21 protein-coding genes are annotated in these 22,283 nt (G+C 69.2%); 5 read left to right on the forward strand and 16 right to left on the reverse strand.

Annotated elements, in window-relative coordinates:
* The first annotated feature begins 298 nt into the window (after nt 1-298).
* Nucleotides 299-823 carry a hypothetical protein gene (locus ACFWPS_RS16510; RefSeq protein ID WP_383705515.1) on the forward strand — a complete coding sequence of 175 codons (525 nt, stop codon included), beginning with the start codon at nt 299-301 and terminating at the stop codon, nt 821-823.
* Between the two features lie 115 nt (nt 824-938).
* Here the strand turns inward: ACFWPS_RS16510 and nuoN are convergent, their stop codons facing one another.
* The 14 genes from nuoN to ACFWPS_RS16580 are packed head-to-tail and all read right to left on the reverse strand — an operon-like array spanning nt 939 to nt 16,760.
* Nucleotides 939-2,588 carry an NADH-quinone oxidoreductase subunit NuoN gene (gene nuoN, locus ACFWPS_RS16515; RefSeq protein ID WP_383705517.1) on the reverse strand — a complete coding sequence of 550 codons (1,650 nt, stop codon included), beginning with the start codon at nt 2,586-2,588 and terminating at the stop codon, nt 939-941.
* Entirely contained in the window at nt 2,585-4,156 is a 1,572-nt protein-coding gene (locus tag ACFWPS_RS16520; protein WP_383705519.1) for an NADH-quinone oxidoreductase subunit M, read from the reverse strand. The genes nuoN and ACFWPS_RS16520 overlap by 4 nt, the downstream gene beginning before the upstream one ends.
* A 5-nt stretch (nt 4,157-4,161) precedes the next feature.
* On the reverse strand, nt 4,162-6,054 hold the full coding sequence (gene nuoL, locus ACFWPS_RS16525) for an NADH-quinone oxidoreductase subunit L (RefSeq protein ID WP_383705521.1): 1,893 nt from the start codon (nt 6,052-6,054) through the stop codon (nt 4,162-4,164).
* 14 nt (nt 6,055-6,068) lie between these two features.
* On the reverse strand, nt 6,069-6,368 hold the full coding sequence (gene nuoK / locus ACFWPS_RS16530; protein WP_046726439.1) for an NADH-quinone oxidoreductase subunit NuoK: 300 nt from the start codon (nt 6,366-6,368) through the stop codon (nt 6,069-6,071).
* Nucleotides 6,365-7,207 carry an NADH-quinone oxidoreductase subunit J gene (locus ACFWPS_RS16535; RefSeq protein ID WP_383705524.1) on the reverse strand — a complete coding sequence of 281 codons (843 nt, stop codon included), beginning with the start codon at nt 7,205-7,207 and terminating at the stop codon, nt 6,365-6,367. Before ACFWPS_RS16535 ends, nuoK begins: the two co-directional genes overlap by 4 nt.
* Nucleotides 7,204-7,812 (reverse strand): NADH-quinone oxidoreductase subunit NuoI, encoded by a 609-nt coding sequence (nuoI, locus tag ACFWPS_RS16540; RefSeq protein ID WP_383705527.1) that lies wholly within the window; start codon nt 7,810-7,812, stop codon nt 7,204-7,206. The genes ACFWPS_RS16535 and nuoI overlap by 4 nt, the downstream gene beginning before the upstream one ends.
* Nucleotides 7,805-9,169, reverse strand: a complete 1,365-nt coding sequence (nuoH, locus tag ACFWPS_RS16545; RefSeq protein ID WP_383705529.1) for an NADH-quinone oxidoreductase subunit NuoH — start codon at nt 9,167-9,169, stop codon at nt 7,805-7,807. The genes nuoI and nuoH overlap by 8 nt, the downstream gene beginning before the upstream one ends.
* On the reverse strand, nt 9,166-11,670 hold the full coding sequence (locus ACFWPS_RS16550) for an NADH-quinone oxidoreductase subunit G (RefSeq protein ID WP_383705532.1): 2,505 nt from the start codon (nt 11,668-11,670) through the stop codon (nt 9,166-9,168). The genes nuoH and ACFWPS_RS16550 overlap by 4 nt, the downstream gene beginning before the upstream one ends.
* Nucleotides 11,667-13,013, reverse strand: a complete 1,347-nt coding sequence (nuoF, locus tag ACFWPS_RS16555; protein ID WP_383705535.1) for an NADH-quinone oxidoreductase subunit NuoF — start codon at nt 13,011-13,013, stop codon at nt 11,667-11,669. The genes ACFWPS_RS16550 and nuoF overlap by 4 nt, the downstream gene beginning before the upstream one ends.
* Nucleotides 13,013-13,777 (reverse strand): NADH-quinone oxidoreductase subunit NuoE, encoded by a 765-nt coding sequence (nuoE, locus tag ACFWPS_RS16560; protein WP_383705537.1) that lies wholly within the window; start codon nt 13,775-13,777, stop codon nt 13,013-13,015. The genes nuoF and nuoE overlap by 1 nt, the downstream gene beginning before the upstream one ends.
* Nucleotides 13,774-15,096: an NADH-quinone oxidoreductase subunit D gene (locus ACFWPS_RS16565; RefSeq protein ID WP_383705541.1), complete on the reverse strand. Its 1,323-nt coding sequence runs from the start codon at nt 15,094-15,096 to the stop codon at nt 13,774-13,776. Before ACFWPS_RS16565 ends, nuoE begins: the two co-directional genes overlap by 4 nt.
* Entirely contained in the window at nt 15,093-15,836 is a 744-nt protein-coding gene (locus tag ACFWPS_RS16570; protein WP_383705543.1) for an NADH-quinone oxidoreductase subunit C, read from the reverse strand. The genes ACFWPS_RS16565 and ACFWPS_RS16570 overlap by 4 nt, the downstream gene beginning before the upstream one ends.
* A complete protein-coding gene (locus ACFWPS_RS16575; RefSeq protein ID WP_058923874.1) occupies nt 15,833-16,387 on the reverse strand; it encodes an NADH-quinone oxidoreductase subunit B family protein in 555 nt (184 codons plus the stop codon). The genes ACFWPS_RS16570 and ACFWPS_RS16575 overlap by 4 nt, the downstream gene beginning before the upstream one ends.
* Before the next feature lie 13 nt (nt 16,388-16,400).
* Nucleotides 16,401-16,760, reverse strand: coding sequence for an NADH-quinone oxidoreductase subunit A (locus ACFWPS_RS16580; RefSeq protein WP_007383963.1), 360 nt, complete (start codon nt 16,758-16,760; stop codon nt 16,401-16,403).
* Between the two features lie 745 nt (nt 16,761-17,505).
* On the opposite strand from ACFWPS_RS16580, the gene ACFWPS_RS16585 reads away from it, so the two are divergent.
* Both ACFWPS_RS16585 and def read left to right on the forward strand, forming a co-directional pair.
* Nucleotides 17,506-18,312: a C40 family peptidase gene (locus tag ACFWPS_RS16585; protein ID WP_383705545.1), complete on the forward strand. Its 807-nt coding sequence runs from the start codon at nt 17,506-17,508 to the stop codon at nt 18,310-18,312.
* A 281-nt stretch (nt 18,313-18,593) separates the two neighbouring features.
* Nucleotides 18,594-19,220, forward strand: a complete 627-nt coding sequence (gene def / locus ACFWPS_RS16590; RefSeq protein WP_383705548.1) for a peptide deformylase — start codon at nt 18,594-18,596, stop codon at nt 19,218-19,220.
* A gap of 9 nt (nt 19,221-19,229) precedes the next feature.
* On the opposite strand, the gene ACFWPS_RS16595 is transcribed toward def, so the two are convergent.
* Nucleotides 19,230-20,513 (reverse strand): geranylgeranyl reductase family protein, encoded by a 1,284-nt coding sequence (locus ACFWPS_RS16595; RefSeq protein ID WP_383705550.1) that lies wholly within the window; start codon nt 20,511-20,513, stop codon nt 19,230-19,232.
* A gap of 98 nt (nt 20,514-20,611) precedes the next feature.
* Here ACFWPS_RS16595 and ACFWPS_RS16600 point away from each other — a divergent pair, with 98 nt between their 5' ends.
* Together ACFWPS_RS16600 and ACFWPS_RS16605 are read left to right on the forward strand one after the other, a co-directional pair.
* Nucleotides 20,612-21,148, forward strand: coding sequence for a GNAT family N-acetyltransferase (locus tag ACFWPS_RS16600; RefSeq protein WP_383705552.1), 537 nt, complete (start codon nt 20,612-20,614; stop codon nt 21,146-21,148).
* Nucleotides 21,149-21,258: 110 nt separating this feature from the next.
* Nucleotides 21,259-21,567 carry a PASTA domain-containing protein gene (locus ACFWPS_RS16605; RefSeq protein ID WP_275539746.1) on the forward strand — a complete coding sequence of 103 codons (309 nt, stop codon included), beginning with the start codon at nt 21,259-21,261 and terminating at the stop codon, nt 21,565-21,567.
* Between the two features lie 15 nt (nt 21,568-21,582).
* On the opposite strand, the gene ACFWPS_RS16610 is transcribed toward ACFWPS_RS16605, so the two are convergent.
* Nucleotides 21,583-22,278: a demethylmenaquinone methyltransferase gene (locus ACFWPS_RS16610; RefSeq protein ID WP_383705555.1), complete on the reverse strand. Its 696-nt coding sequence runs from the start codon at nt 22,276-22,278 to the stop codon at nt 21,583-21,585.
* Between the last annotated feature and the right edge of the window lie 5 nt (nt 22,279-22,283).

Here is a 22,283-nt window from a genome sequence, read left to right on the forward strand (position 1 = left end):
ACCACTGCCACCACGATAGGGGTCCGGACCGACAGCGCCGGAGTTATCCACAGGCTGTCCGCCCGGGAGAGGGCACGGGTACGGGGTTCCCCCGCCCGGGAGGGGCGCGGATGTGGGGTTCCCCCGTCCGGCGGTGTCCTCAGCCCTTTGTCGTCCGGCGGTGTCCTCAGCCCTTTGGCGGTCTTCGCGTGGCGGCCCGGAAGCCGCGCGGGCCATGCTGCACGGGCGGGACCGGGGAGGCCCGCGTTGTACGGAGGCGCCGCGTTCGCGTGCCTCTTCCGCCCCAAGGAGCATCAGGATGTCTCTCAGGTCCCGCACTGCCGGCGCCGCTCTGGCGCTTGCCGTGCCGTTCGCTCTGGCCGCGGTGCCCGCCGACGCGGCTCCCGTCCCCGATCCCGACCCGTTCGTGTGGACGGATCTGACCCCGACGTACACGGCGACGGCGGACTACCAGTACGAGCCGTTCGCGGTCACGGACGGGTACGCCCGGTCCGACACCTGCGACAAGGACACCCAGAACGGCAAGGGAGGCGCGGGCTACCACTACGTCAGGACCGCCGGCCTCGGCAGTCTGGACCCGGCCGAGCCCGCGGGTCTCCTCTACGAGAGCGACGCCGGCGGCGGCCGTGCCCTGGTCGCGGTGGAGTGGATCGTACGAGCGGGCACCGGGACCACCGCGCCCACGCTGTTCGGGCAGTCGTTCCAGGGGCCGACGACGGTTCCGGGTGTCACGGGGCCCGTGTACACGCTGCGCGCCTGGATCTGGAAGGACAATCCGAGCGGTCTGTTCGCGCCGTGGAACCCGACGGTGACGTGCCCGTAGTCCCGGCCGTGGTCCCGGCCCGTGGTCCCGGCCCGTGGTCCCGGGTCAGGCACGCACGCGTGGACCCCGGCTCCTCCGCGAGGAACCGGGGTCCGCGGCCGTACGGGACGACGGGTCAGCGCACGAACACTCCCGCCTGGCTCGCCAGGTTCAGGAAGTACTGCGGTGCCACACCGAGCACCAGGGTGACCGCCACGCCGACGCCGATCGCCGCCATGGTGAGCGGTGACGGCACGGCGACCGTCGGGCCCTCGGGCCTGGGCTCGCTGAAGAACATCAGCACGATCACGCGGATGTAGAAGAACGCGGCGATCGCCGACGAGATCACACCGATCACGACCAGCGGGACCGCGCCGCCCTCGGCCGCCGCCTTGAAGACGGCGAACTTCCCGGCGAAGCCGGACGTCAGTGGGATACCGGCGAAGGCCAGCAGGAACACGGCGAAGACGGCTGCGACGAGGGGTGAGCGGCGGCCGAGCCCCGCCCACTTGGACAGGTGGGTCGCCTCGCCGCCCGCGTCGCGCACCAGGGTGACGACGGCGAACGCTCCGATGGTCACGAAGGAGTAGGCGGCCAGGTAGAAGAGGACCGACGACACGCCGTCCTTCGACGTCGCGATGACACCGGCGAGGATGAATCCGGCGTGTGCGATCGACGAGTACGCGAGGAGCCGCTTGATGTCGGTCTGGGTGATCGCGACGATCGCGCCGCCCAGCATGGTGATGATCGCGACGCCCCACATGACCGGCCGCCAGTCCCAGCGCATGCCGGGCAGGACGACGTACAGCAGTCGCAGGAGTGCGCCGAACGCGGCGACCTTGGTGGCGGCCGCCATGAAGCCGGTCACCGGGGTGGGCGCGCCCTGGTAGACGTCGGGTGTCCACATGTGGAAGGGGACGGCGCCGACCTTGAAGAGCAGGCCCATGACGACCATCGCGGCGCCGATCAGGAGCAGCGCGTCGTTGCCCATGGTGTCGGCGAGGGCCGGGTCGACGCTGGTGACGGAGCCGTCGACGACCTGGGCGATGGTGGCGTACGACACCGAGCCGGCGTAGCCGTAGAGGAGGGCGATGCCGAACAGGGTGAACGCGGAGGCGAAGGCGCCGAGCAGGAAGTACTTGACGGCGGCTTCCTGTGACATGAGGCGCTTGCGGCGGGCCAGGGCGCACAGCAGGTAGAGCGGGAGGGAGAAGACCTCCAGGGCCACGAAGAGCGTCAGCAGGTCGTTGGCCGAGGGGAACACCAGCATGCCGGCGATGGCGAAGAGCAGGAGCGGGAAGACCTCTGTGGTGGTGAAGCCGGCCTTCACCGCGGCCTGCTCGCTGTCGCTGCCGGGCACGGAGGCGGCCTGGGCGGCGAAGGAGTCGACGCGGTTGCCGTGGGCCTCGGGGTCGAGGCGGCGTTCGGCGAAGGTGAACAGGCCGACGAGGCCGGCCAGCAGGATCGTTCCCTGCAGGAACAGGGACGGTCCGTCGACGGCGATGGCGCCCATGGCGGCGATGTGTGCCTTGGTGGTGCCGTATCCGTCGGCGGCCAGGGCGACGACTGCCGCGAAGGCGGCGCACAGGGCCACGGCGGAGACGAACACCTGGGCGTAGTAGCGCGACTTGCGCGGGACGAACGCCTCGACCAGCACCCCGACGATCGCCGCGCCGACGACGATCAGGGTGGGCGACAACTGTCCGTATTCGATCTTCGGTGCCGGGATCTTGGAGATCGGCTCGGCCGCGGTTGTCCACAGGCTGTGGACGGCTACTGCGCTCACTTGGCCGCCTCCACTGCGGGCTTCGGATCGGTCTTGTGTACGTCCGACATGGTCTGCTTGACCGCCGGGTTGACGATGTCCGTGACGGGCTTCGGATAGACGCCCAGGAAGATCAGCAGGACGATCAGCGGGGTGACCACGAGGAGTTCGCGTGGCTTCAGGTCGGGCATCGAGGAGACCGCCGGTTTCACCGGGCCCGTCATCGTCCGCTGGTAGAGGACGAGGGTGTAGAGCGCGGCGAGGACGATGCCGAAGGTGGCGATGATGCCGATCACCGGGTAGCGCGTGAACGTGCCGACCAGGACCAGGAACTCGCTCACGAAGGGGGCGAGTCCGGGCAGGGACAGGGTGGCCAGGCCGCCGATCAGGAAGGTGCCGGCGAGTACCGGGGCGACCTTCTGCACGCCGCCGTAGTCGGCGATGAGCCGGGAGCCGCGCCGGGAGATCAGGAAGCCGGCGACCAGCATCAGCGCGGCGGTCGAGATGCCGTGGTTGACCATGTAGAGGGTGGCGCCGGACTGGCCCTGGCTGGTCATCGCGAAGATGCCCAGGATGATGAACCCGAAGTGCGAGATGGACGCGTAGGCGACCAGTCGCTTGATGTCGCGCTGTCCTACGGCGAGCAGTGCGCCGTAGATGATGCTGATCAGGGCGAGCACGAGGATGGTGGGCGTCGCCCACTTCGACGCCTCCGGGAAGAGCTGGAGGCAGAAGCGGAGCATCGCGAACGTGCCGACCTTGTCGACGACCGCGGTGATGAGGACGGCGACGGGGGCGGTGGACTCCTGCATGGCGTTGGGCAGCCAGGTGTGCAGCGGCCACAGCGGCGCCTTCACCGCGAAGGCGAAGAAGAAGCCGAGGAACAGCCAGCGTTCGGTGCTGGTCGCCATGTGCAGCGTGCCGTTCGCGCGGGCCTGCACGATCTCGGTGAGGGAGAAGTTCCCGGCGACCGTGTAGAGGCCGATCACCGCGGCCAGCATGATCAGGCCGCCGACCAGGTTGTAGAGGAGGAACTTCACTGCGGCGTACGACCGTTGCGTCGACGCCGCTTCCTCGCCCTGCGCGTGGGCGCGGTCCCCGAAGCCGCCGATGAGGAAGTACATCGGGATGAGCATGGCTTCGAAGAAGATGTAGAAGAGGAAGACGTCGGTGGCCTCGAAGGAGATGATCACCATCGCCTCGACGGCCAGGATCAGGGCGAAGAAGCCCTGGGTGGGCCGCCACCGCTTGCTGCCGGTCTCCAGCGGGTCGGCGTCGTGCCAGCCGGCCAGGATGATGAACGGCATCAGCAGGGCGGTCAGGGCGAGCAGGGCGACCGCGATGCCGTCCACGCCCAGTTCGTACCGGACGCCGAAGTCACTGATCCAGGCGTGGGATTCGGTGAGCTGGTAGCGGGCGCCGCCGGGGTCGAAGCGGACCATGACGACGATCGCCAGGGCGAGCGTGGCGAGCGAGACCAGCAGTGCGAGCCACTTGGCGGCGGTGCGCCGGGCGGCCGGTACGGCTGCCGTGGCGACCGCGCCGACGGCCGGGAGGACCGCCGTCGCTGTCAGCAGAGGAAAGGACATCGGTATCAGACCGCCCTCATCAGCAGGGTCGCGGCGACCAGGAGGGCAGCGCCGCCGAACATCGAGACCGCGTACGAGCGCGCGTAGCCGTTCTGCAGCTTGCGCAGTCGGCCGGAGAGCCCGCCGAAGCCCGCCGCCGTGCCGTTGACGACCCCGTCAACCAGGGTGTGGTCGACATATACAAGGGAGCGGGTGAGGTGTTCGCCGCCACGGACCAGGACGACGTGGTTGAAGTCGTCCTGGAGGAGGTCGCGGCGGGCCGCGCGGGTGAGCAGCGAACCGCGCGGGGCGACGGCGGGGACGGGACGGCGGCCGTACTGGAGGTAGGCGATGCCGACGCCGATGATCAGGCACACCATGGTGGCGCCGGTGACCGTCGCCGCGCTGAGCGGGGAGTCGCCCTCGCTGTGGCCGGTGATCGGCTCCAGCCAGTGCAGGAAGCGGTCGCCGATGCTGAAGAAGCCACCGGCGAAGACCGAGCCGATCGCCAGGACGATCATCGGGATGGTCATGACCTTCGGGGACTCGTGCGGGTGCGGCTCGTGGCCGTGCTCGTCGGGCTGCCAGCGCTTCTCGCCGAAGAAGGTCATCAGCATCACGCGCGTCATGTAGAACGCGGTGATGGCCGCGCCGACCAGGGCGCAGGTGCCGAGGATCCAGCCCTCGGTGCCGCCCTTGGCGAACGCCGCCTCGATGATCTTGTCCTTGGAGAAGAAGCCGGACAGGCCCGGGAAGCCGATGATGGCGAGGTAGCCGAGGCCGAAGGTGATGAAGGTGACCGGCATGTACTTGCGCAGGCCGCCGTACTTGCGCATGTCGACCTCGTCGTTCATGCCGTGCATGACCGAGCCGGCGCCGAGGAACAGCCCGGCCTTGAAGAAGCCGTGCGTCACCAGGTGCATGATCGCGAAGACGTAGCCGATCGGTCCGAGGCCGGCTGCGAGGACCATGTAGCCGATCTGCGACATGGTCGAGCCGGCGAGGGCCTTCTTGATGTCGTCCTTCGCGCAACCGACGATCGCACCGAAGAGGAGGGTGACGGCGCCGACGACGGTGACGACGAGCTGGGCGTCCGGGGCCGCGTTGAAGATCGCTCCGGAGCGGACGATGAGGTAGACACCCGCGGTCACCATGGTCGCCGCGTGGATGAGGGCGGAGACCGGGGTCGGGCCCTCCATGGCGTCCCCTAGCCAGGACTGCAGCGGCACCTGGGCGGACTTGCCGCAGGCGGCGAGCAGCAGCATCAGGCCGATCGCGGTCAGCCTGCCCTCGGAGGCGTCGGTGGCGTGGCTGAGCACCGGGCCGAAGGCGAACGTGCCGAACGTCGTGAACATCAGCATGATCGCGATCGACAGGCCCATGTCGCCGACGCGGTTGACGAGGAAGGCCTTCTTGGCCGCCGTCGCCGCGCTGGGCTTGTGCTGCCAGAAGCCGATCAGCAGGTACGACGCGAGGCCGACGCCCTCCCAGCCGACGTACAGCAGCAGGTAGTTGTCGGCGAGGACGAGCAGCAGCATCGCCGCGAGGAACAGGTTGAGATAGCCGAAGAAGCGGCGGCGCTCGTCGTGCTCCATGTACCCGACCGAGTACAGGTGGATGAGCGAACCGACGCCGGTGATCAGCAGGACGAACGTCATCGACAGCTGGTCGAGGCGGAAGGTGACGTCCGCCTGGAAACCGGCCACCGGGACCCAGGTGAACAGGTGCTGCATCAGGGTGCGGTCGTCGGCGTTCCTGCCGAGCAGGTCGGCGAAGAGGATCACGCCGAACACGAAGGACGTCGTCGACAGGAGCGTGCCGACCCAGTGTCCTACGGCGTCCAGGCGGCGGCCGCCGACCAGGAGGACGGCCGCTCCGAGCAGGGGCGCCGCGATCAGCAGCGCAATCAGGTTCTCCACGATTCAGCGACCCCTTACAGCTTCATCAGGCTGGCGTCGTCGACCGAGGCCGAGTGCCGGGTACGGAACAGCGACACGATGATCGCGAGCCCGACCACGACCTCCGCGGCGGCGACGACCATCGTGAAGAAGGCGATGATCTGGCCGTCGAGATTGCCGTGCATCCGGGAGAAGACGACGAACGCGAGGTTGCAGGCATTCAGCATCAGCTCGATGCACATGAAGACGACGATCGCGTTCCGTCTGATCAGCACACCGGTGGCGCCGATCGTGAACAACAGGGCGGCGAGGTAGAGGTAGTAGACGGGGTTCACTTCGACGCCTCCTCGCTGCGCTTGAAGTTCGCGGGCTCGACCGGGGTCCGCTCCAGGCGTTCCTCGGAGCGCTGTTCCAGGGCCCGCAGGTCGCCCAGCGCCTCCGCGGACACGTCACGGAGCTGGCCGCGGTCGCGGAGCGTCTTGCTGACGGTGAGCTCGGACGGGGTGCCGTCGGGGAGCAGGCCGGCGATGTCCACGGCGTTGTGCCGGGCGTAGACGCCGGGGGCGGGCAGCGGCGGCAGGTGCTTGCCGTCGCGGACGCGCTGCTCGGACTGCTCGCGCTGGGTCCTGGGGCGCTCGGTGCGCTCCCGGTGGGTGAGCACCATGGCGCCGACGGCGGCGGTGATGAGCAGGGCGCCGGTGATCTCGAAGGCGAAGACGTACTTGGTGAAGATGAGGGCGGCGAGGCCCTCCACGTTGCCGTTGGCGTTGGCCTGGCCGGTGCCTTCGAAGTTCTTCAGGGAGGCGTTGGCGATGCCCGCGAGGAGCAGGACGCCGAAGCCGACCCCGCAGAGAAGGGCGAGCCAGCGCTGGCCCTTGATGGTCTCCTGCAGGGAGTCGGCGGCGGTCACGCCGACCAGCATCACCACGAAGAGGAACAGCATCATGATCGCGCCGGTGTAGACGACGATCTGCACGATTCCGAGGAAGTACGCGCCGTTGGCGAGGTAGAACACCGCCAGGACGATCATGGTTCCGGCGAGCGACAGCGCGCTGTGCACGGCCTTCTTCATGAAGACGGTGGACAGGGCGCCGATCACCGCGACGGTACCGAGGACCCAGAACTGGAAGGCCTCGCCGGTGGAGGTGGCGTAGGCGGCGAGCTGCGGGCTCATGCCTCCACCCCCTGGTCCTGGTCCTCGGGCTTCTCGCCCTTGGAGACGGCCACCTGGCGTACGGTCCCGGGCGCGGCCTCGGTGACCAGGCCCCGGTAGTAGTCCTGTTCGTCGGTCCCCGGGAAGATCGAGTGAGGGGTGTCGACCATGCCCTCTTCGAGACCGGCGAGCAGCTGCTCCTTGGTGTAGATGAGGTTGGCGCGGCTGCTGTCGGCCAGCTCGAACTCGTTGGTCATCGTCAGCGCGCGCGTGGGGCACGCCTCGATGCACAGGCCGCACAGGATGCAGCGGGCGTAGTTGATCTGGTAGACGCGCCCGTAGCGCTCGCCCGGTGAGTAGCGCTCCTCGTCGGTGTTGTCGGCGCCCTCCACGTAGATGGCGTCGGCGGGGCAGGCCCAGGCGCACAGCTCGCAGCCGACGCACTTCTCCAGGCCGTCCGGATGGCGGTTGAGCTGGTGCCGTCCGTGGAACCGCGGGGCCGTGGTCTTCTTCTGCTCCGGGTACTGCTCGGTCAGCCGCTTCTTGAACATGGCCTTGAAGGTCACGCCGAAGCCGGCCACGGGGTTCTGGAAACCGGGTTTGGTCTCCTTGGGCTCCTCAGCCATCGGACGCCTCCTTTCCATCCGAAGGTCCGTCACTGACAGTGTCGGGTCCGCCACTGACAATCAGCTCCCGCTCCCGGCGGGGGCTGCGCCGGGGCACCGGCGGCAGTTCCTGTCCGGGCAGCGGCGGTACGGGGAAGCCGCCCGCCATCGGGTCGAACGCGGCCTCCTCGGCCGCGGGCTGCGGGGCTTCCCTGCCCTTGTCGCGGAAGATGTCGACGACGAAGGACAGGAGCAGCAGGGCGAGGACTCCGCCGCCGACGTAGAGGGCGATGTCGGCGAAGTCGTAGTTCTGGTTGCGCAGGGTCCGGACGGTCGCGACGAGCATCAGCCAGACGACGGAGACCGGGATGAGGACCTTCCAGCCGAGCTTCATCAGCTGGTCGTAGCGCACGCGCGGGAGCGTGCCGCGCACCCAGACGAAGCCGAACAGCAGCAGCACGACCTTGGCGACGAACCAGAGCATCGGCCACCAGCCGTGGTTGGCGCCCGCCCAGACCGTGCTGATCGGCCACGGGGCCCGCCAGCCGCCGAGGAACAGGGTGGTCGACACGGCCGAGACCGTCACCATGTTGACGTACTCGGCGAGCATGAACATCGCGAACTTGATCGACGAGTACTCGGTGTTGAAGCCGCCGACCAGGTCGCCCTCGGACTCGGGCATGTCGAAGGGGGCCCGGTTGGTCTCGCCGATCATGGTGACGACGTAGATGATGAACGAGACCGGCAGCAGCAGGATGTACCAGCGGCCCTGCTGCTGGTCGACGATCGTGGACGTCGACATCGACCCGGAGTACAGGAACACGGAGGCGAACGCGGCGCCCATGGCGATCTCGTAGGAGATCATCTGGGCGCAGGAGCGCAGGCCGCCGAGGAGCGGGTAGGTGGAGCCGGAGCTCCAGCCGGCGAGGACGATGCCGTAGATGCCGACGGAGGCGACCGCGAGGATGTAGAGCATCGCGATCGGCAGGTCGGTGAGCTGCATCGTGGTGCGGTGGCCGAAGATGGAGATCTCGTTGTCGGCCGGGCCGAACGGGATGACCGCGATGGCCATGAACGCCGGGATCGCGGCGACGATCGGCGCGAGGATGTAGACGGCCTTGTCCGCGCGTTTGACGACGACGTCTTCCTTGAGCATCAGCTTGATGCCGTCGGCGAGCGACTGGAGCATGCCCCAGGGGCCGTGCCGGTTGGGGCCGACGCGCAGCTGCATCCAGGCGACGACCTTGCGCTCCATGACGATGGAGATCAGCACGGTCACCATCAGGAAGGCGAAGCAGAAGACCGCCTTGATGACGACCAGCCACCAGGGGTCGCGGCCGAACATGGAGAGGTCTTCAGCGGCGAAGTACGGGCTCATGCCTCCACCTCCTTGGGGGCCTCGCCGGCGGTGGCCGCCGGACCGATGCGGACGAGTGAGCCGGGCAGTGCCCCGGTGTCGGAGGCGACGCCGCCGCCGACCGAGTTCAGCGGGAGCCAGACCACGCGGTCGGGCATCTCGGTGATCCGGAGCGGGAGTTCGACGGAGCCGGAGCCTCCGGTGACGGCGATGAGGCCGCCGTTCTCGACGCCCGCCTCGGCGGCGGTCGCCGCGGACACGCGCGCGTGGGCGGCGTGCCGGGTGCCGGCCAGCGCCTCGTCGCCCTCCTGGAGGACGCCCTGGTCGAGGAGGAGCCGGTGCCCGGCGAGCACGGCCTCCCCGGCCGCGGGCCTGGGCAGCGATGCCGCCGTCTCCAGCGGGTCGGAGGCCTTGGGCCCGTCCCAGGCGCCGAGCCGGTCCAGCTCCGCCCGCGCGGTGCGCAGGTCGGGCAGGCCCAGGTGGACGTCCATGGCGTCGGCGAGCATCTGCAGCACGCGCGCGTCGGTGGGCGGGAGCCGCCGGGTCATCTGCTCGGGCTTGAGGGCGGCCTCGAAGAGACGCGCCCGGCCTTCCCAGTTGAGGAAGGTGCCGGCCTTCTCGGCGACCGCGGCGACCGGCAGGACGACGTCGGCGTGTTCGGTGACCTCGCTGGGCCGCAGCTCCAGCGAGACCAGGAAGCCGACGGCTTCGAGCGCCGTACGCGCGCGTGCCGGGTCGGGCAGGTCGGCGACCTCGACGCCCGCGACCAGCAGGGCGGAGACTTCGCCGCGGGCGGCGGCCTCGACGATCTGGCCGGTGTCGCGACCGTAGCGGAGCGGGAGTTCGGAGACGCCCCAGGCGGCGGCGACCTCCTCACGCGCGCGTGGGTCGGTGGCCGGACGGCCGCCCGGCAGCAGCGACGGCAGCGCACCGGCCTCGACCGCGCCACGCTCACCGGCCCGGCGCGGGATCCACACCAGCTGGGCGCCGGTGGCGGTCGCGGCCCGCACGGCGGCGGTGAGCCCGCCGGCGACCGATGCCAGCCGCTCTCCTACGACGATCACCGCACCGTCGGCACGCAGCGCTTCGGCGGCCCGGGAGCCGGGCTCCTCCAGGCCGACGCCGCTCGCGAGGGCGTCCAGCCACTCGGTCTCGGTGCCGGGAGCGGCCGGCAGCAGCGTGCCGCCGGCCTTCTCCAGTCCGCGCGTGGGGTACGTGGCGAGGGAGAACACCTGCTGCTTGCGCTTGCGCCAGGCCTTGCGCAGCCGCAGGAAGACGCCGGGGGCCTCCTCCTCCGACTCGAACCCGACCAGGAGGACGGCGGGTGCCTTCTCCACGGAGGTGTGCGTGACGCCCGTACCGTCCAGGTCTCGGCCGCGTCCCGCCACCTGTGCGGCCAGGAAGTCGGCCTCCTCACCGCTGTGCACGCGCGCGCGGAAGTCGATGTCGTTGGTGTCGAGGGCCACGCGCGCGAACTTGCTGTACGCGTAGGCGTCCTCGACGGTGAGCCGGCCGCCGGTGAGGACGCCGGCCCGGGAGCGGGCGGCGGCCAGGCCCTGGGCGGCCGCTTCGAGGGCCTCCGGCCAGGAGGCGGGTTCGAGCACGCCCAGGGAGTTGCGGACCAGCGGGGTCTCCAGGCGGTCCTTCTGCTGCGTGTACCGGAACGCGAAGCGTCCCTTGTCGCAGATCCACTCCTCGTTGACCTCGGGGTCGTTGGCGGCGAGCCGCCGCATGACCTTGCCGCGCCGGTGGTCGGTGCGGGTGGCGCAGCCGCCCGAGCAGTGCTCGCACACCGACGGCGAGGAGATCAGGTCGAAGGGCCGGGAGCGGAAGCGATACGCCGCCGAGGTCAGCGCGCCCACCGGGCAGATCTGGATGGTGTTCCCGGAGAAGTACGACTCGAACGGGTCGCCCTCGCCGGTGCCGACCTGCTGGAGTGCGCCGCGTTCCAGGAGCTCGATCATCGGGTCGCCGGCGACCTGGTCGGAGAACCGGGTGCAGCGCGCGCACAGCACGCACCGCTCGCGGTCCAGGAGCACCTGGGTGGAGATCGGGACCGGCTTCGCGTAGGTGCGCTTGCGGCCGTCGAAGCGGGACTCGGCGTTGCCGTGCGACATCGCCTGGTTCTGCAGCGGGCACTCGCCGCCCTTGTCGCAGACCGGGCAGTCCAGCGGGTGGTTGATGAGCAGCAGCTCCATCACCCCGTGCTGGGCCTTCTCGGCCACGGGTGAGGTGAGGTGAGTCTTCACCACCATCCCGTCCGTACAGGTGATCGTGCAGGAGGCCATGGGCTTGCGCTGGCCCTCGACCTCGACGATGCACTGGCGGCAGGCGCCGACCGGGTCCAGCAGGGGGTGGTCGCAGAAGCGCGGGATCTCGATGCCGAGCTGCTCGGCGGCGCGGATGACCAGGGTGCCCTTGGGCACGCTGATCTCGACGCCGTCGATCGTCAGCGTGACGAGGTCCTCCGGCGGGACCGCCGCCGTTCCCCCCGATGAGGGGGAACTCGTGGTCACGGTCATGCGTTCACCTCCGGGCGGTCCGCCCAGGCCGTCGACTTGGCCGGGTCGAAGGGGCAGCCCCGGCCCGTGATGTGCTGTTCGTACTCCTCACGGAAGTACTTCAGCGAGGAGAAGATCGGGGACGCTGCGCCGTCGCCGAGGGCGCAGAAGGACTTGCCGTTGATGTTGTCGGCGATGTCGTTCAGCTTGTCGAGGTCGGACATCACGCCCTTGCCGGCCTCGATGTCGCGGAGCAGCTGGACCAGCCAGTAGGTGCCTTCGCGGCAGGGGGTGCACTTGCCGCAGGACTCGTGGGCGTAGAACTCGGTCCAGCGGGTGACGGCGCGGACGACGCAGGTGGTCTCGTCGAAGCACTGGAGTGCTTTGGTGCCGAGCATGGAACCGGCGGCGCCCACTCCTTCGTAGTCGAGGGGGACGTCGAGGTGCTCGTCGGTGAACATCGGTGTCGAGGAGCCGCCCGGGGTCCAGAACTTCAGACGGTGGCCGGGGCGCATCCCGCCGCTCATGTCGAGGAGCTGGCGCAGGGTGATGCCGAGCGGCGCCTCGTACTGGCCGGGGCTCGCGACATGGCCGCTGAGGGAGTACAGCGTGAAGCCGGGCGACTTCTCGCTCCCCATCGACCTGAACCATTCCTTGCCCTTGTGCAGGATGGCGGGAACCGAGGCGATGGACTCGACGTTGTTCACAACAGTCGGGCAGGCGTAGAGCCCTTCGACGGCAGGGAAGGGGGGACGGAGCCGCGGTTGACCACGGCGGCCTTCGAGCGAGTCCAGCAGTGCGGTCTCCTCACCGCAGATGTACGCGCCGGCGCCGGCGTGCACGGTGAGGGTGAGGTCGAGTCCGCTGCCGAGGATGTTCTCGCCGAGGTAGCCGGCGTCGTATGCCTCGCGCACGGCCTCGTGCAGCCGCCGCAGGACGGGGACGACTTCACCACGCAGGTAGATGAAGGCGTGCGACGACCGGATGGCGTAGCACGCGATCACGATGCCCTCGATGAGGCTGTGCGGGTTGGCGAAGAGGAGCGGGATGTCCTTGCAGGTCCCGGGCTCCGATTCGTCGGCGTTGACAACTAGATAGTGCGGTTTGCCGTCTCCCTGCGGAATGAACTGCCACTTCATCCCGGTGGGGAACCCCGCGCCACCGCGGCCGCGCAGTCCGGACTCCTTGACGTAGGCGATCAGGTCGTCCGGTGACATCGTGAGCGCCTTGCGGAGCCCCTCGTATCCTTCGTGCCTTCGGTAGACGTCCAGGCTCCAGGACCGGTCCTCGTCCCAGAAGGCCGACAGCACGGGTGCCAGCAGCTTCTCGGGACTGGTGTCCTTCAGGTCGGGTGCCACCGTCATCACTCCCCCTCCTCTGCGGACGGTGCTTCCTGGGATCCCTGGGCGCGCGGATGGACCACGCGTGCGGTCTCGCCCTTGGCCAGGCGCAGGCCCACCAGTGAGGCGGGTCCCGCGCTGCCGCTCTCCTCCACGGCACCGGGCCGCTCGTCCGGGAAGCCGGCCAGGATCCGTGCGGTCTCCTTGAAGGTGCACAGCCGGGCGCCGCGTGTGGGCTCGACGTCCCGGCCCGCGCGGAGGTCGTCGACCAGGCGTTTGGCGCTGGCCGGGGTCTGGTTGTCGAAGAACTCCCAGTTGACCATCACGACCGGCGCGAAGTCGCAGGCCGCGTTGCACTCGATGTGCTCCAGGGTGACCTTGCCGTCGCCGGTGGTCTCGCCGTTGCCGACGCCGAGGTGCTCCTGGAGGGTCTCGAAGATCGCGTCGCCCCCCATGACCGCGCAGAGCGTGTTGGTGCAGACGCCCACCTGGTAGTCGCCGGAGGGCTTGCGCCGGTACATGGTGTAGAAGGTGGCGACGGCGGTGACCTCGGCGGTGGTCAGTTCCAGGACGTCCGCGCAGAACTGCATCCCGGTGCGTGTGACATGGCCCTCCTCCGCCTGCACGAGGTGCAGCAACGGCAGCAGGGCGGACCGGGAGTCGGGGTAGCGGGCGACGATGTCGCGCGCGTCCGTCTCCAGGCGGGCCCGGACGTCGTCCGGGTAGGCGGGCGCGGGCAGCTCGGGCATGCCCAGGCTGATACCGCGCTCCGAAGAAGAGGTGGTCACCGGTCGACGCCTCCCATCACGGGGTCGATGGACGCGACGGCGACGATGACGTCGGCGACCTGGCCGCCCTCGCACATCGCCGCCATGGCCTGCAGGTTGGTGAAGGACGGGTCGCGGAAGTGGACCCGGTAGGGACGGGTGCCGCCGTCGGACACGGCGTGCACACCGAGTTCGCCCTTGGGTGACTCGACGGCCGCGTAGGCCTGCCCGGGCGGGACCCGGAAGCCCTCGGTGACCAGCTTGAAGTGGTGGATCAGGGCCTCCATGGAGGTGCCCATGATCTTCTTGATGTGGTCGAGGGAGTTGCCGAGTCCGTCCGGCCCGAGGGCCAGCTGGGCGGGCCAGGCGATCTTCTTGTCGGCGACCATGACCGGTCCGGGCTGGAGCCGGTCCAGGCACTGCTCGACGATCCCGAGCGACTGGCGCATCTCCTCCAGGCGGACCAGGAAGCGGCCGTAGGCGTCGCAGGTGTCGGCGGTCGGGATCTCGAAGTCGTACGTCTCGTAGCCGCAGTACGGCTGTGCCTTGCGCAGGTCGTGCGGCAGGCCGGCGGAGCGCAGGATCGGGCCGGTGGCGCCGAGGGCCATGCAGCCGGCCAGGTCGAGGTAGCCGATGTCCTGCATGCGGGCCTTGAAGATGGGGTTCCCGGTGGCGAGCTTGTCGTACTCCGGGAGGTTCTTGCGCATCTTCTTCACGAACTCGCGGATCTGGTCGACCGCGCCGGGCGGCAGGTCCTGGGCGAGGCCGCCGGGGCGGATGTACGCGTGGTTCATCCGCAGGCCGGTGATGAGCTCGTAGAGATCGAGAATCATTTCACGATCACGGAATCCGTAGATCATGATCGTGGTGGCGCCGAGCTCCATGCCGCCGGTGGCGATGCACACCAGGTGGGAGGAGAGCCGGTTCAGCTCCATCAGGAGCACCCGGACGATCTCGGCGCGCTCGGTGATCTGGTCCTCGATGCCGAGGAGCTTCTCGACGGCGAGGCAGTAGGCGGTCTCGTTGAAGAAGGACGTCAGGTAGTCCATGCGCGTCACGAACGTGGTGCCCTGCGTCCACGTGCGGAACTCGAGGTTCTTCTCGATACCGGTGTGCAGGTAGCCGATGCCGCAGCGGGCCTCGGTGACCGTCTCGCCGTCGATCTCCAGGATGAGGCGGAGCACTCCATGGGTGGACGGATGCTGGGGACCCATGTTGACGACGATGCGTTCGTCGTCGGCGCGGGCCGCGGACTGGACGATCTCGTCCCAGTCGCCGCCGGTGACCGTATATACGGTGCCCTCGGTGGTCTCCCGCGGAGTTGCGTGCTGCGTGCTCATGAGTACGACCTCCGCTGGTCCGGAGCCGGGATCTGGGCGCCCTTGTACTCGACGGGGATGCCGCCGAGGGGGTAGTCCTTGCGCTGCGGATGGCCCTGCCAGTCGTCCGGCATCATGATCCGCGTCAGGGCCGGGTGACCGTCGAAGACGATCCCGAAGAAGTCGTAGGTCTCGCGCTCGTGCCAGTCGTTGGTCGGATAGACGGAGACCAGGGACGGGATGTGCGGGTCGGCGTCAGGGGCGCTGACCTCCAGGCGGATCAGCCGGTTGTGGGTGATCGAGCGCAGGTGGTAGACGGCGTGCAGCTCGCGGCCCTTGTCGTGCAGGTAGTGGACGCCGCTGACGCCGGTGCACAGTTCGAAGCGCAGGGCCGGGTCGTCGCGCAGGGTGCGGGCGACGCGCGGCAGATGCTCGCGTTCGATGTGGAAGGTGAGCTCGCCGCGGTCGACGACCGTCTTCTCGATGGCGTTGTCCGGGAGCAGGCCCTGCTCCTCCAGTGCGCCCTCCAGCTCGTCGGCGACCTCGTCGAACCAGCCGCCGTAGGGGCGGGCCGCCGGTCCCGGGAGCCGGACCGAGCGGACCAGGCCGCCGTAGCCGGAGGTGTCGCCGCCGTTGTTCGCGCCGAACATGCCGCGCTGGACGCGGATCTCCTCACCGCCCTGGCCGCGCTGGCCCGGGAGGTTGTCGGTGGCCAGGTCCTTCTCGGGGTTGACCCCGTTGTGGCCGTTCGCGTCGCTCACCGCAGCAGCCCCTTCATCTCGATCGTGGGCAGGGCCTTGAGCGCCGCCTCCTCCGCCTCCCGGGCCGCTTCCTTCGCGTTGACGCCGAGCTTGGAGGTCTGGATCTTGTGGTGGAGCTTGAGGATCGCGTCCATCAGCATCTCGGGGCGCGGCGGGCAGCCGGGCAGGTAGATGTCGACGGGCACGATGTGGTCGACGCCCTGGACGATCGCGTAGTTGTTGAACATGCCGCCCGAGGACGCACAGACGCCCATGGAGATCACCCACTTGGGGTTGGGCATCTGGTCGTAGACCTGCCTGAGCACCGGCGCCATCTTCTGGCTGACCCGGCCGGCGACGATCATGAGGTCGGCCTGGCGGGGTGAGCCGCGGAAGACCTCCATGCCGAAGCGGGCCAGGTCGTAGCGGCCGGCGCCGGTGGTCATCATCTCGATGGCACAGCAGGCGAGGCCGAAGGTGGCGGGGAAGACGGACGCCTTGCGCACCCAGCCCGCGGCCTGCTCGACGGTGGTCAGCAGGAATCCGCTCGGCAGCTTTTCTTCGAGTCCCATGTCTAAAGGCCCCTCAGTCCCATTCCAGGCCGCCGCGCCGCCACACGTACGCGTAGGCGACGAAGACGGTGAGCACGAAGAGCAGCATCTCCACGAGCCCGAAAACACCCAGGGCGTCGAAGGTGACGGCCCAGGGGTAGAGGAAGACGATCTCGATGTCGAAGACGATGAAGAGCATCGCCGTCAGGTAGTACTTGATCGGGAAACGCCCGCCGCCGGCCGGCGTGGGGGTCGGCTCGATACCGCACTCGTAGGCTTCGAGCTTGGCGCGGTTGTACCGCTTCGGACCGATCAGCGTGGCCATGACCACGGAGAAGATCGCAAAGCCTGCCCCGAGGGCTCCCAGTACGAGGATGGGCGCATAGGCGTTCACCGCTCCTCGCTCCTCTCAGTCGGCACTGACTGGTGGCGGTTCGGATCGGGCTCCCCACCTGCCTCATCCGTCACGCGAACCCCGCGCGTCCCGGGCGAAGATCGCGAACATGTGAAGCAGGTCACAAGCCCAACTGCCTCGCATCTTATGCCCGCCGCTCTGTGATCTGCGACACGGGGTATTACACAAGCTTTGTGATCTCCACCACCTGACGATCGATCATGAAGTCGGATGAGCAGTGATCTTCACACGCGAAGCGTTCGACTGATCACCAGAAGTGACATTTTCGACCGTTGATGCAGACAGGAGGGGGTTTCGGGCGGGCGTCTCCATATCAAGAGAGTTCCCCTGCATGCAAATTCGCGATGGACGGGGCGCCTTGATAGAGGGCCGCATTCACACATCAGAGGGAGGCGTGAGACGCGATGTGGACGCGTGCACGCGTTCACGAACCCGGACGCGCGAGACGCGCCCCTCCCGGTAACCGTTCCGTGACCTCCGCCACATTGATGAGAGGCGTCTGAGAACCGGGCTTGGCCAACCATCCGAACCGATGGTAAGTCGCGGGCAATTCGGACGTAACAGCGAAAGGGCGTGATCACAGGCTTGATCGCGAGCGTCCGCAATGTCCGTTACGGCGTCAATAAAGAAAGACATGCGAGGGATTCACAGTCTCGATTGAGCAACTGTGGCGCAGCACACGTTTCTTGAAGATATGAAGGAGCCCCTGATACCGGTTGTTCCCATGTCCCACACCGCTCACATACGCAGCCACCGGAAGCCCCGCCGCAGCGCGACGACAAACATCGCCGTGCGTGCCGGAGTTGCCAGTGGCGTCCTCGGCATGGCAGCGGCGGGCGCGGCCTCGGCGAGTGCCGCCGAACCCGTGACGCAGACGCTCGAACTGCCCACACTGACGGCCGATCTGGCCACCCAGGTGGCCCAGTCCGCCGACGCCACGCAGCAGGCCGCGGCGAACTACACCCTCCAGGCCGAGCGCAACGAGGCCGCCGCAAATGCCGCGAAGCAGGCAAAGGCGGACCTCGCCGACGCGAAGCAGAAGGCCGAGGCCAAGAAGAAGAAGGCCGAGGAGGCCCGCAAGGCCGCCGCAGAGCGCGCCGCCTCGCGCAGCGCCGAGCGGACCACCCTGAGCGCCTCCACGAGCTCCAGCAGCTCCACGAGCACGTCCACGGCGACCGGTTCGGCCGCCGCGGTGGTCGCCTTCGTGAAGGCGCAGATCGGTGACGCCTACGTCTCCGGCGGCACGGGTCCCAACTCGTGGGACTGCTCGGGTCTCGTCCAGGCCGCCTTCAAGTCCGTCGGCGTCAGCCTGCCGCGCGTCTCCCAGGACCAGTCGACACAGGGCACCCAGGTCTCGCTGAGCAACCTCCAGCCCGGCGACATCCTCTACTGGGGCAGCGCCGGCAGCGCGTACCACGTGGCGGTGTACGTCGGCGACGGCATGTTCGTCGGCGCGCAGAACCCCTCCAGCGGCGTCGGTGAGCACCCGCTGTCGTACGACCCGCCGACCGGCGCGGTGCGGGTGCTCTGACAACCCGGGCAACAAGGACAACTCAGGCATCGCACAAGCACGGTAGGGCCGCAGCCGCTCGGGGGCAGCGGCCCTTCCGGCATGCCCGCCCCGGCACGGATCACCCCCGCATCGCCACGGATCACCCCGGCGCCAGCCACCCTCCCCCCGGTTGTCCACAGGCCACAGGCCCTCGCGAGGGTTTTCCACAGGCCCGCCCGCGATCCGGTGACTCCTGGGATGCTCGGTGCAGGCCGCTCGCCCGGAGCGGCGGCCCCGAGATCCGAGAAGGAGACACCGCGATGCCACGCGTCTTCGTCCAGGGAAACCCCGTGGACTACTACCCCCGGCACGCCCCCGAGGCCCGGAGCGGTTCGGTGCGCCGGATCACCGAGACCGGCGAGGACGTCCTGCACAGGCCGTGCCGGGACGTCACCGAGTTCGGCCCCGACCTCGCCGCGCTCATCGACGACATGTTCCTCACCATGTACATCGCCGACGGAGCCGGCCTCGCGGCCAACCAAGTCGGGGTCGACCTGCGACTGTTCGTGTACGACTGCCTCGATGACGACGGTATCCGACATGTCGGTCACATCGTCAACCCCGTGCTGGCTGCGCAGGACCCGGCCGGCCGCCGGCTGCTCGACGACAGTGAGGGATGCCTGTCGGTGCCGGGTGCCGCGATGGACGTGCCGCGGCCGGACCGGGCGGTCGTGCACGGACAGGACAAGAACGGCAATCCCCTCATCCTTGAGGGAACGGGGTATTTCGCCCGCTGCCTGGCGCACGAGACCGACCATGTGAACGGACGCGTGTATCTCGACCGGCTCTCCAGGCGGGAGCGGAAGGAAGCGCTCCGGCAGATGACGGACCGGCGGGAGGACGTCTACGCCCGCCGGGCCGCCAACATCGAGGCGCTCACCTCGTAGCGCGGGCGGTCACGCCTTCGGGGCCACCTTGCTCAGGCCGTTGATGATGCGGTCCATCGCGTCGCCGCCGGTCGGGTCGGTGAGGTTCGCGAGGAGCTTCAGGGTGAACTTCATCAGCAGCGGGTGGGTCAGGCCGCGCTGGGCCGCGATCTGCATGACCTTCGGGTTGCCGATGAGCTTCACGAAGGCGCGGCCCAGCGTGTAGTAGCCGCCGTAGGTGTCCTTGAGGACGCGCGGGTAGCGCTGCAGGGCGAGTTCGCGCCCGCTGGGCGTGGCCCGCGCGTGCGCCTGGACGATGACGTCGGCGGCGATCTGGCCGGACTCCATGGCGTAGGCGATGCCCTCGCCGTTGAAGGGGTTCACCAGGCCGCCGGCGTCGCCGACGAGGAGCAGGCCGCGCGTGTAGTGGGGCTGGCGGTTGAAGGCCATGGGCAGGGCGGCGCCGCGGATCGGGCCGGTCATGTTCTCGGGGGTGTAGCCCCAGTCCTCGGGCATGGAGGCGCACCAGGCCTTGAGGACCTCGCGCCAGTCCAGTTCCTTGAAGGAGTCGGAGGTGTTCAGGACGCCCAGACCGACGTTGGAGGTGCCGTCGCCCATGCCGAAGATCCAGCCGTAGCCGGGCAGCAGGCGGTCCTGGGGGCCGCGGCGGTCCCAGAGTTCCAGCCAGGACTCCAGGTAGTCGTCCTCGTGACGGGGGGAGGTGAAGTAGGTCCGGACGGCCACGCCCATCGGGCGGTCCTCGCGGCGGTGCAGGCCCATCGCGAGGGAGAGCCGGGTGGAGTTGCCGTCGGCGGCCACGACGAGCGGCGCGTGGAAGGTGACTTCGCGCTTCTCCTCGCCGAGCTTGGCGTGCACGCCGGTGATCCGGCCGGTGCGCTCGTCGACGATCGGGGCGCCGACGTTGCAGCGTTCGAAGAGGCGGGCACCGGCCTTCTGTGCCTGGCGGGCGAGCTGTTCGTCGAAGTCGTCCCGTTTGCGGACCAGGCCGTAGTCGGGGAAGGAGGCGAGATCCGGCCAGTCCAGCTGGAGGCGGCTGCCGCCGCCGATGATGCGCAGGCCCTTGTTGCGCAGCCAGCCGGCCTCCTCGGAGATGTCGACGCCCATGGCGACCAGCTGCTTCACTGCGCGCGGGGTGAGTCCGTCGCCGCACACCTTCTCGCGCGGGAACTCGGTCTTCTCCAGCAGGAGTACGTCCAGACCGGACTTGGCGAGGTGGTACGCCGTCGTGGAGCCGGCTGGCCCCGCGCCGACGACGATGACATCGGCGGTGTTTTCGGAGAGGGGCTCGGTCACGGCAGGGTCTCCCCAAGGCTCGAAATCGCGTGCCGACCGGCACTGGACATGGGCAGTCTATTCAGCGGTACTGATCACCCGGCTGAAGGGCTGCCCCTGTGAACCGAGCTCTCCCCGCGGTACGGCTGCGTGTACCCACGCACGAGGACGCGTTCGCCTGGCATCGGGTCTTCGACGACCCGGAGGTCATGGAGTTCCACGGCGGCAGGTCCGCCGAGCTGTCCGTCTACGAGGAGCTCACCGCTCGCCAGCGCCGGCACGACGCGGAGCTCGGCTTCTGCCTGTGGACGATGACCGACGAGGCCGGCCAGGTCATCGGCTTCACGGGTGCGCAGCCGTGGGCGCCGGACTGGGGGCCCAGGGGCGAGATCGAGATCGGCTGGCGGCTCGGGCGGGCCCACTGGGGCAAGGGGTACGTGACGGCGGCGGCGCACATGACGCTGGGGCGGCTGCGGGCGGCGGGCGTGCCGGACGTGGTGGCGATGGTGCGGCCGGGGAACGAGCGGTCCGTCGCGGTCACCCGGCGCCTCGGGATGGAACTGGCCGAGACGTTCCCGCACCCACGGCTCCCCGAGGAGGCGCTCTGCTTCCGGCTCGACCTGCGGGGCGGCAGCCCGATTGACTACAGAGAGTAACGATCTGTTACAGAAAGACACTTGGCGCTTCCGGCCGCCACATGCCGGGGGTTACCCTTCCAGTACCGCTGGGGGTGACATCTGTGCATATAACACCCAAAACACCCGAAGTGCGCGTGCCACGGCTGGTCGGGCTGATGGCCGTGGACGCGCGCGAGACCGCCCGGGCGCGGGGTCTGTTCCTCAACGCGCCGGATCGGCCGGACTTCCATCTCACGGTCGTCGACTACGTCGTACGCCAGTTCCCGCAGCCCGGTGCCGAGGTGCCGCAGGACTCGATGGTGTACGTGTGGTTCGACTTCGGTGAGGGCGAGGGCGGCGGGGGCGTGCGCGAGCCACGCATCCCGCGGCCGCCGACGGGCGGGCTGCAACGGGAGCTGGACCGGCCCGGGGACGCCTTCGAGGTGAGCAGCCTGTGAGTCCCTGGTCGGGGCTCAGGCCTCCTTGAAGCCCCGGTGCAGGGCCACGATCCCGCCGGTGAGGTTGCGCCAGGCCACCTTCGACCAGCCCGCCGCACGCAGCCGTCCGGCCAGTGCGGGCTGGTCGGGCCAGGCGCGGATGGACTCGGCGAGGTAGACGTAGGCGTCCGGGTTGGAGGAGACCGCCCGGGCGACCGGCGGCAGTGCGCGCATCAGGTACTCGGTGTAGACGGTCCTGAAGGGCGCCCAGGTCGGGTGCGAGAACTCGCAGATCACGACCCGGCCGCCGGGCCGCGTCACCCGGTACATCTCACGCAGGGCCGCGTCGGTGTCCTGGACGTTGCGCAGCCCGAAGGAGATGGTCACGGCGTCGAAGGTGTCGTCCCCGAACGGCAGCCGGGTGGCGTCCCCCGCGGTGAAGGGCATCCAGGCGTTGCGCTGCTTGCCGACCTGGAGCATCCCCAGGGAGAAGTCGCAGGGCACGACGTAGGCGCCGGCCCGGACGAACGGCTGGGAGGAGGTGCCCGTGCCGGCCGCCAGGTCCAGGATCTTCTGCGCGGGGCGCGCGTCGACCGCCTTGGCGACCTCCTTCCGCCACTGCCGGTCCTGGCCCAGCGACAGCACGTCGTTGGTCAGGTCGTACCGTTCCGCCACGTCGTCGAACATCGAGGCGACTTCGTGCGGCTGCTTGTTCAGGGAAGCGCGGGTCACGCTCG

Origin of the sequence: Streptomyces sp. NPDC058457 (assembly GCF_042720695.1) — a bacterium.
Taxonomy (GTDB): domain Bacteria; phylum Actinomycetota; class Actinomycetes; order Streptomycetales; family Streptomycetaceae; genus Streptomyces.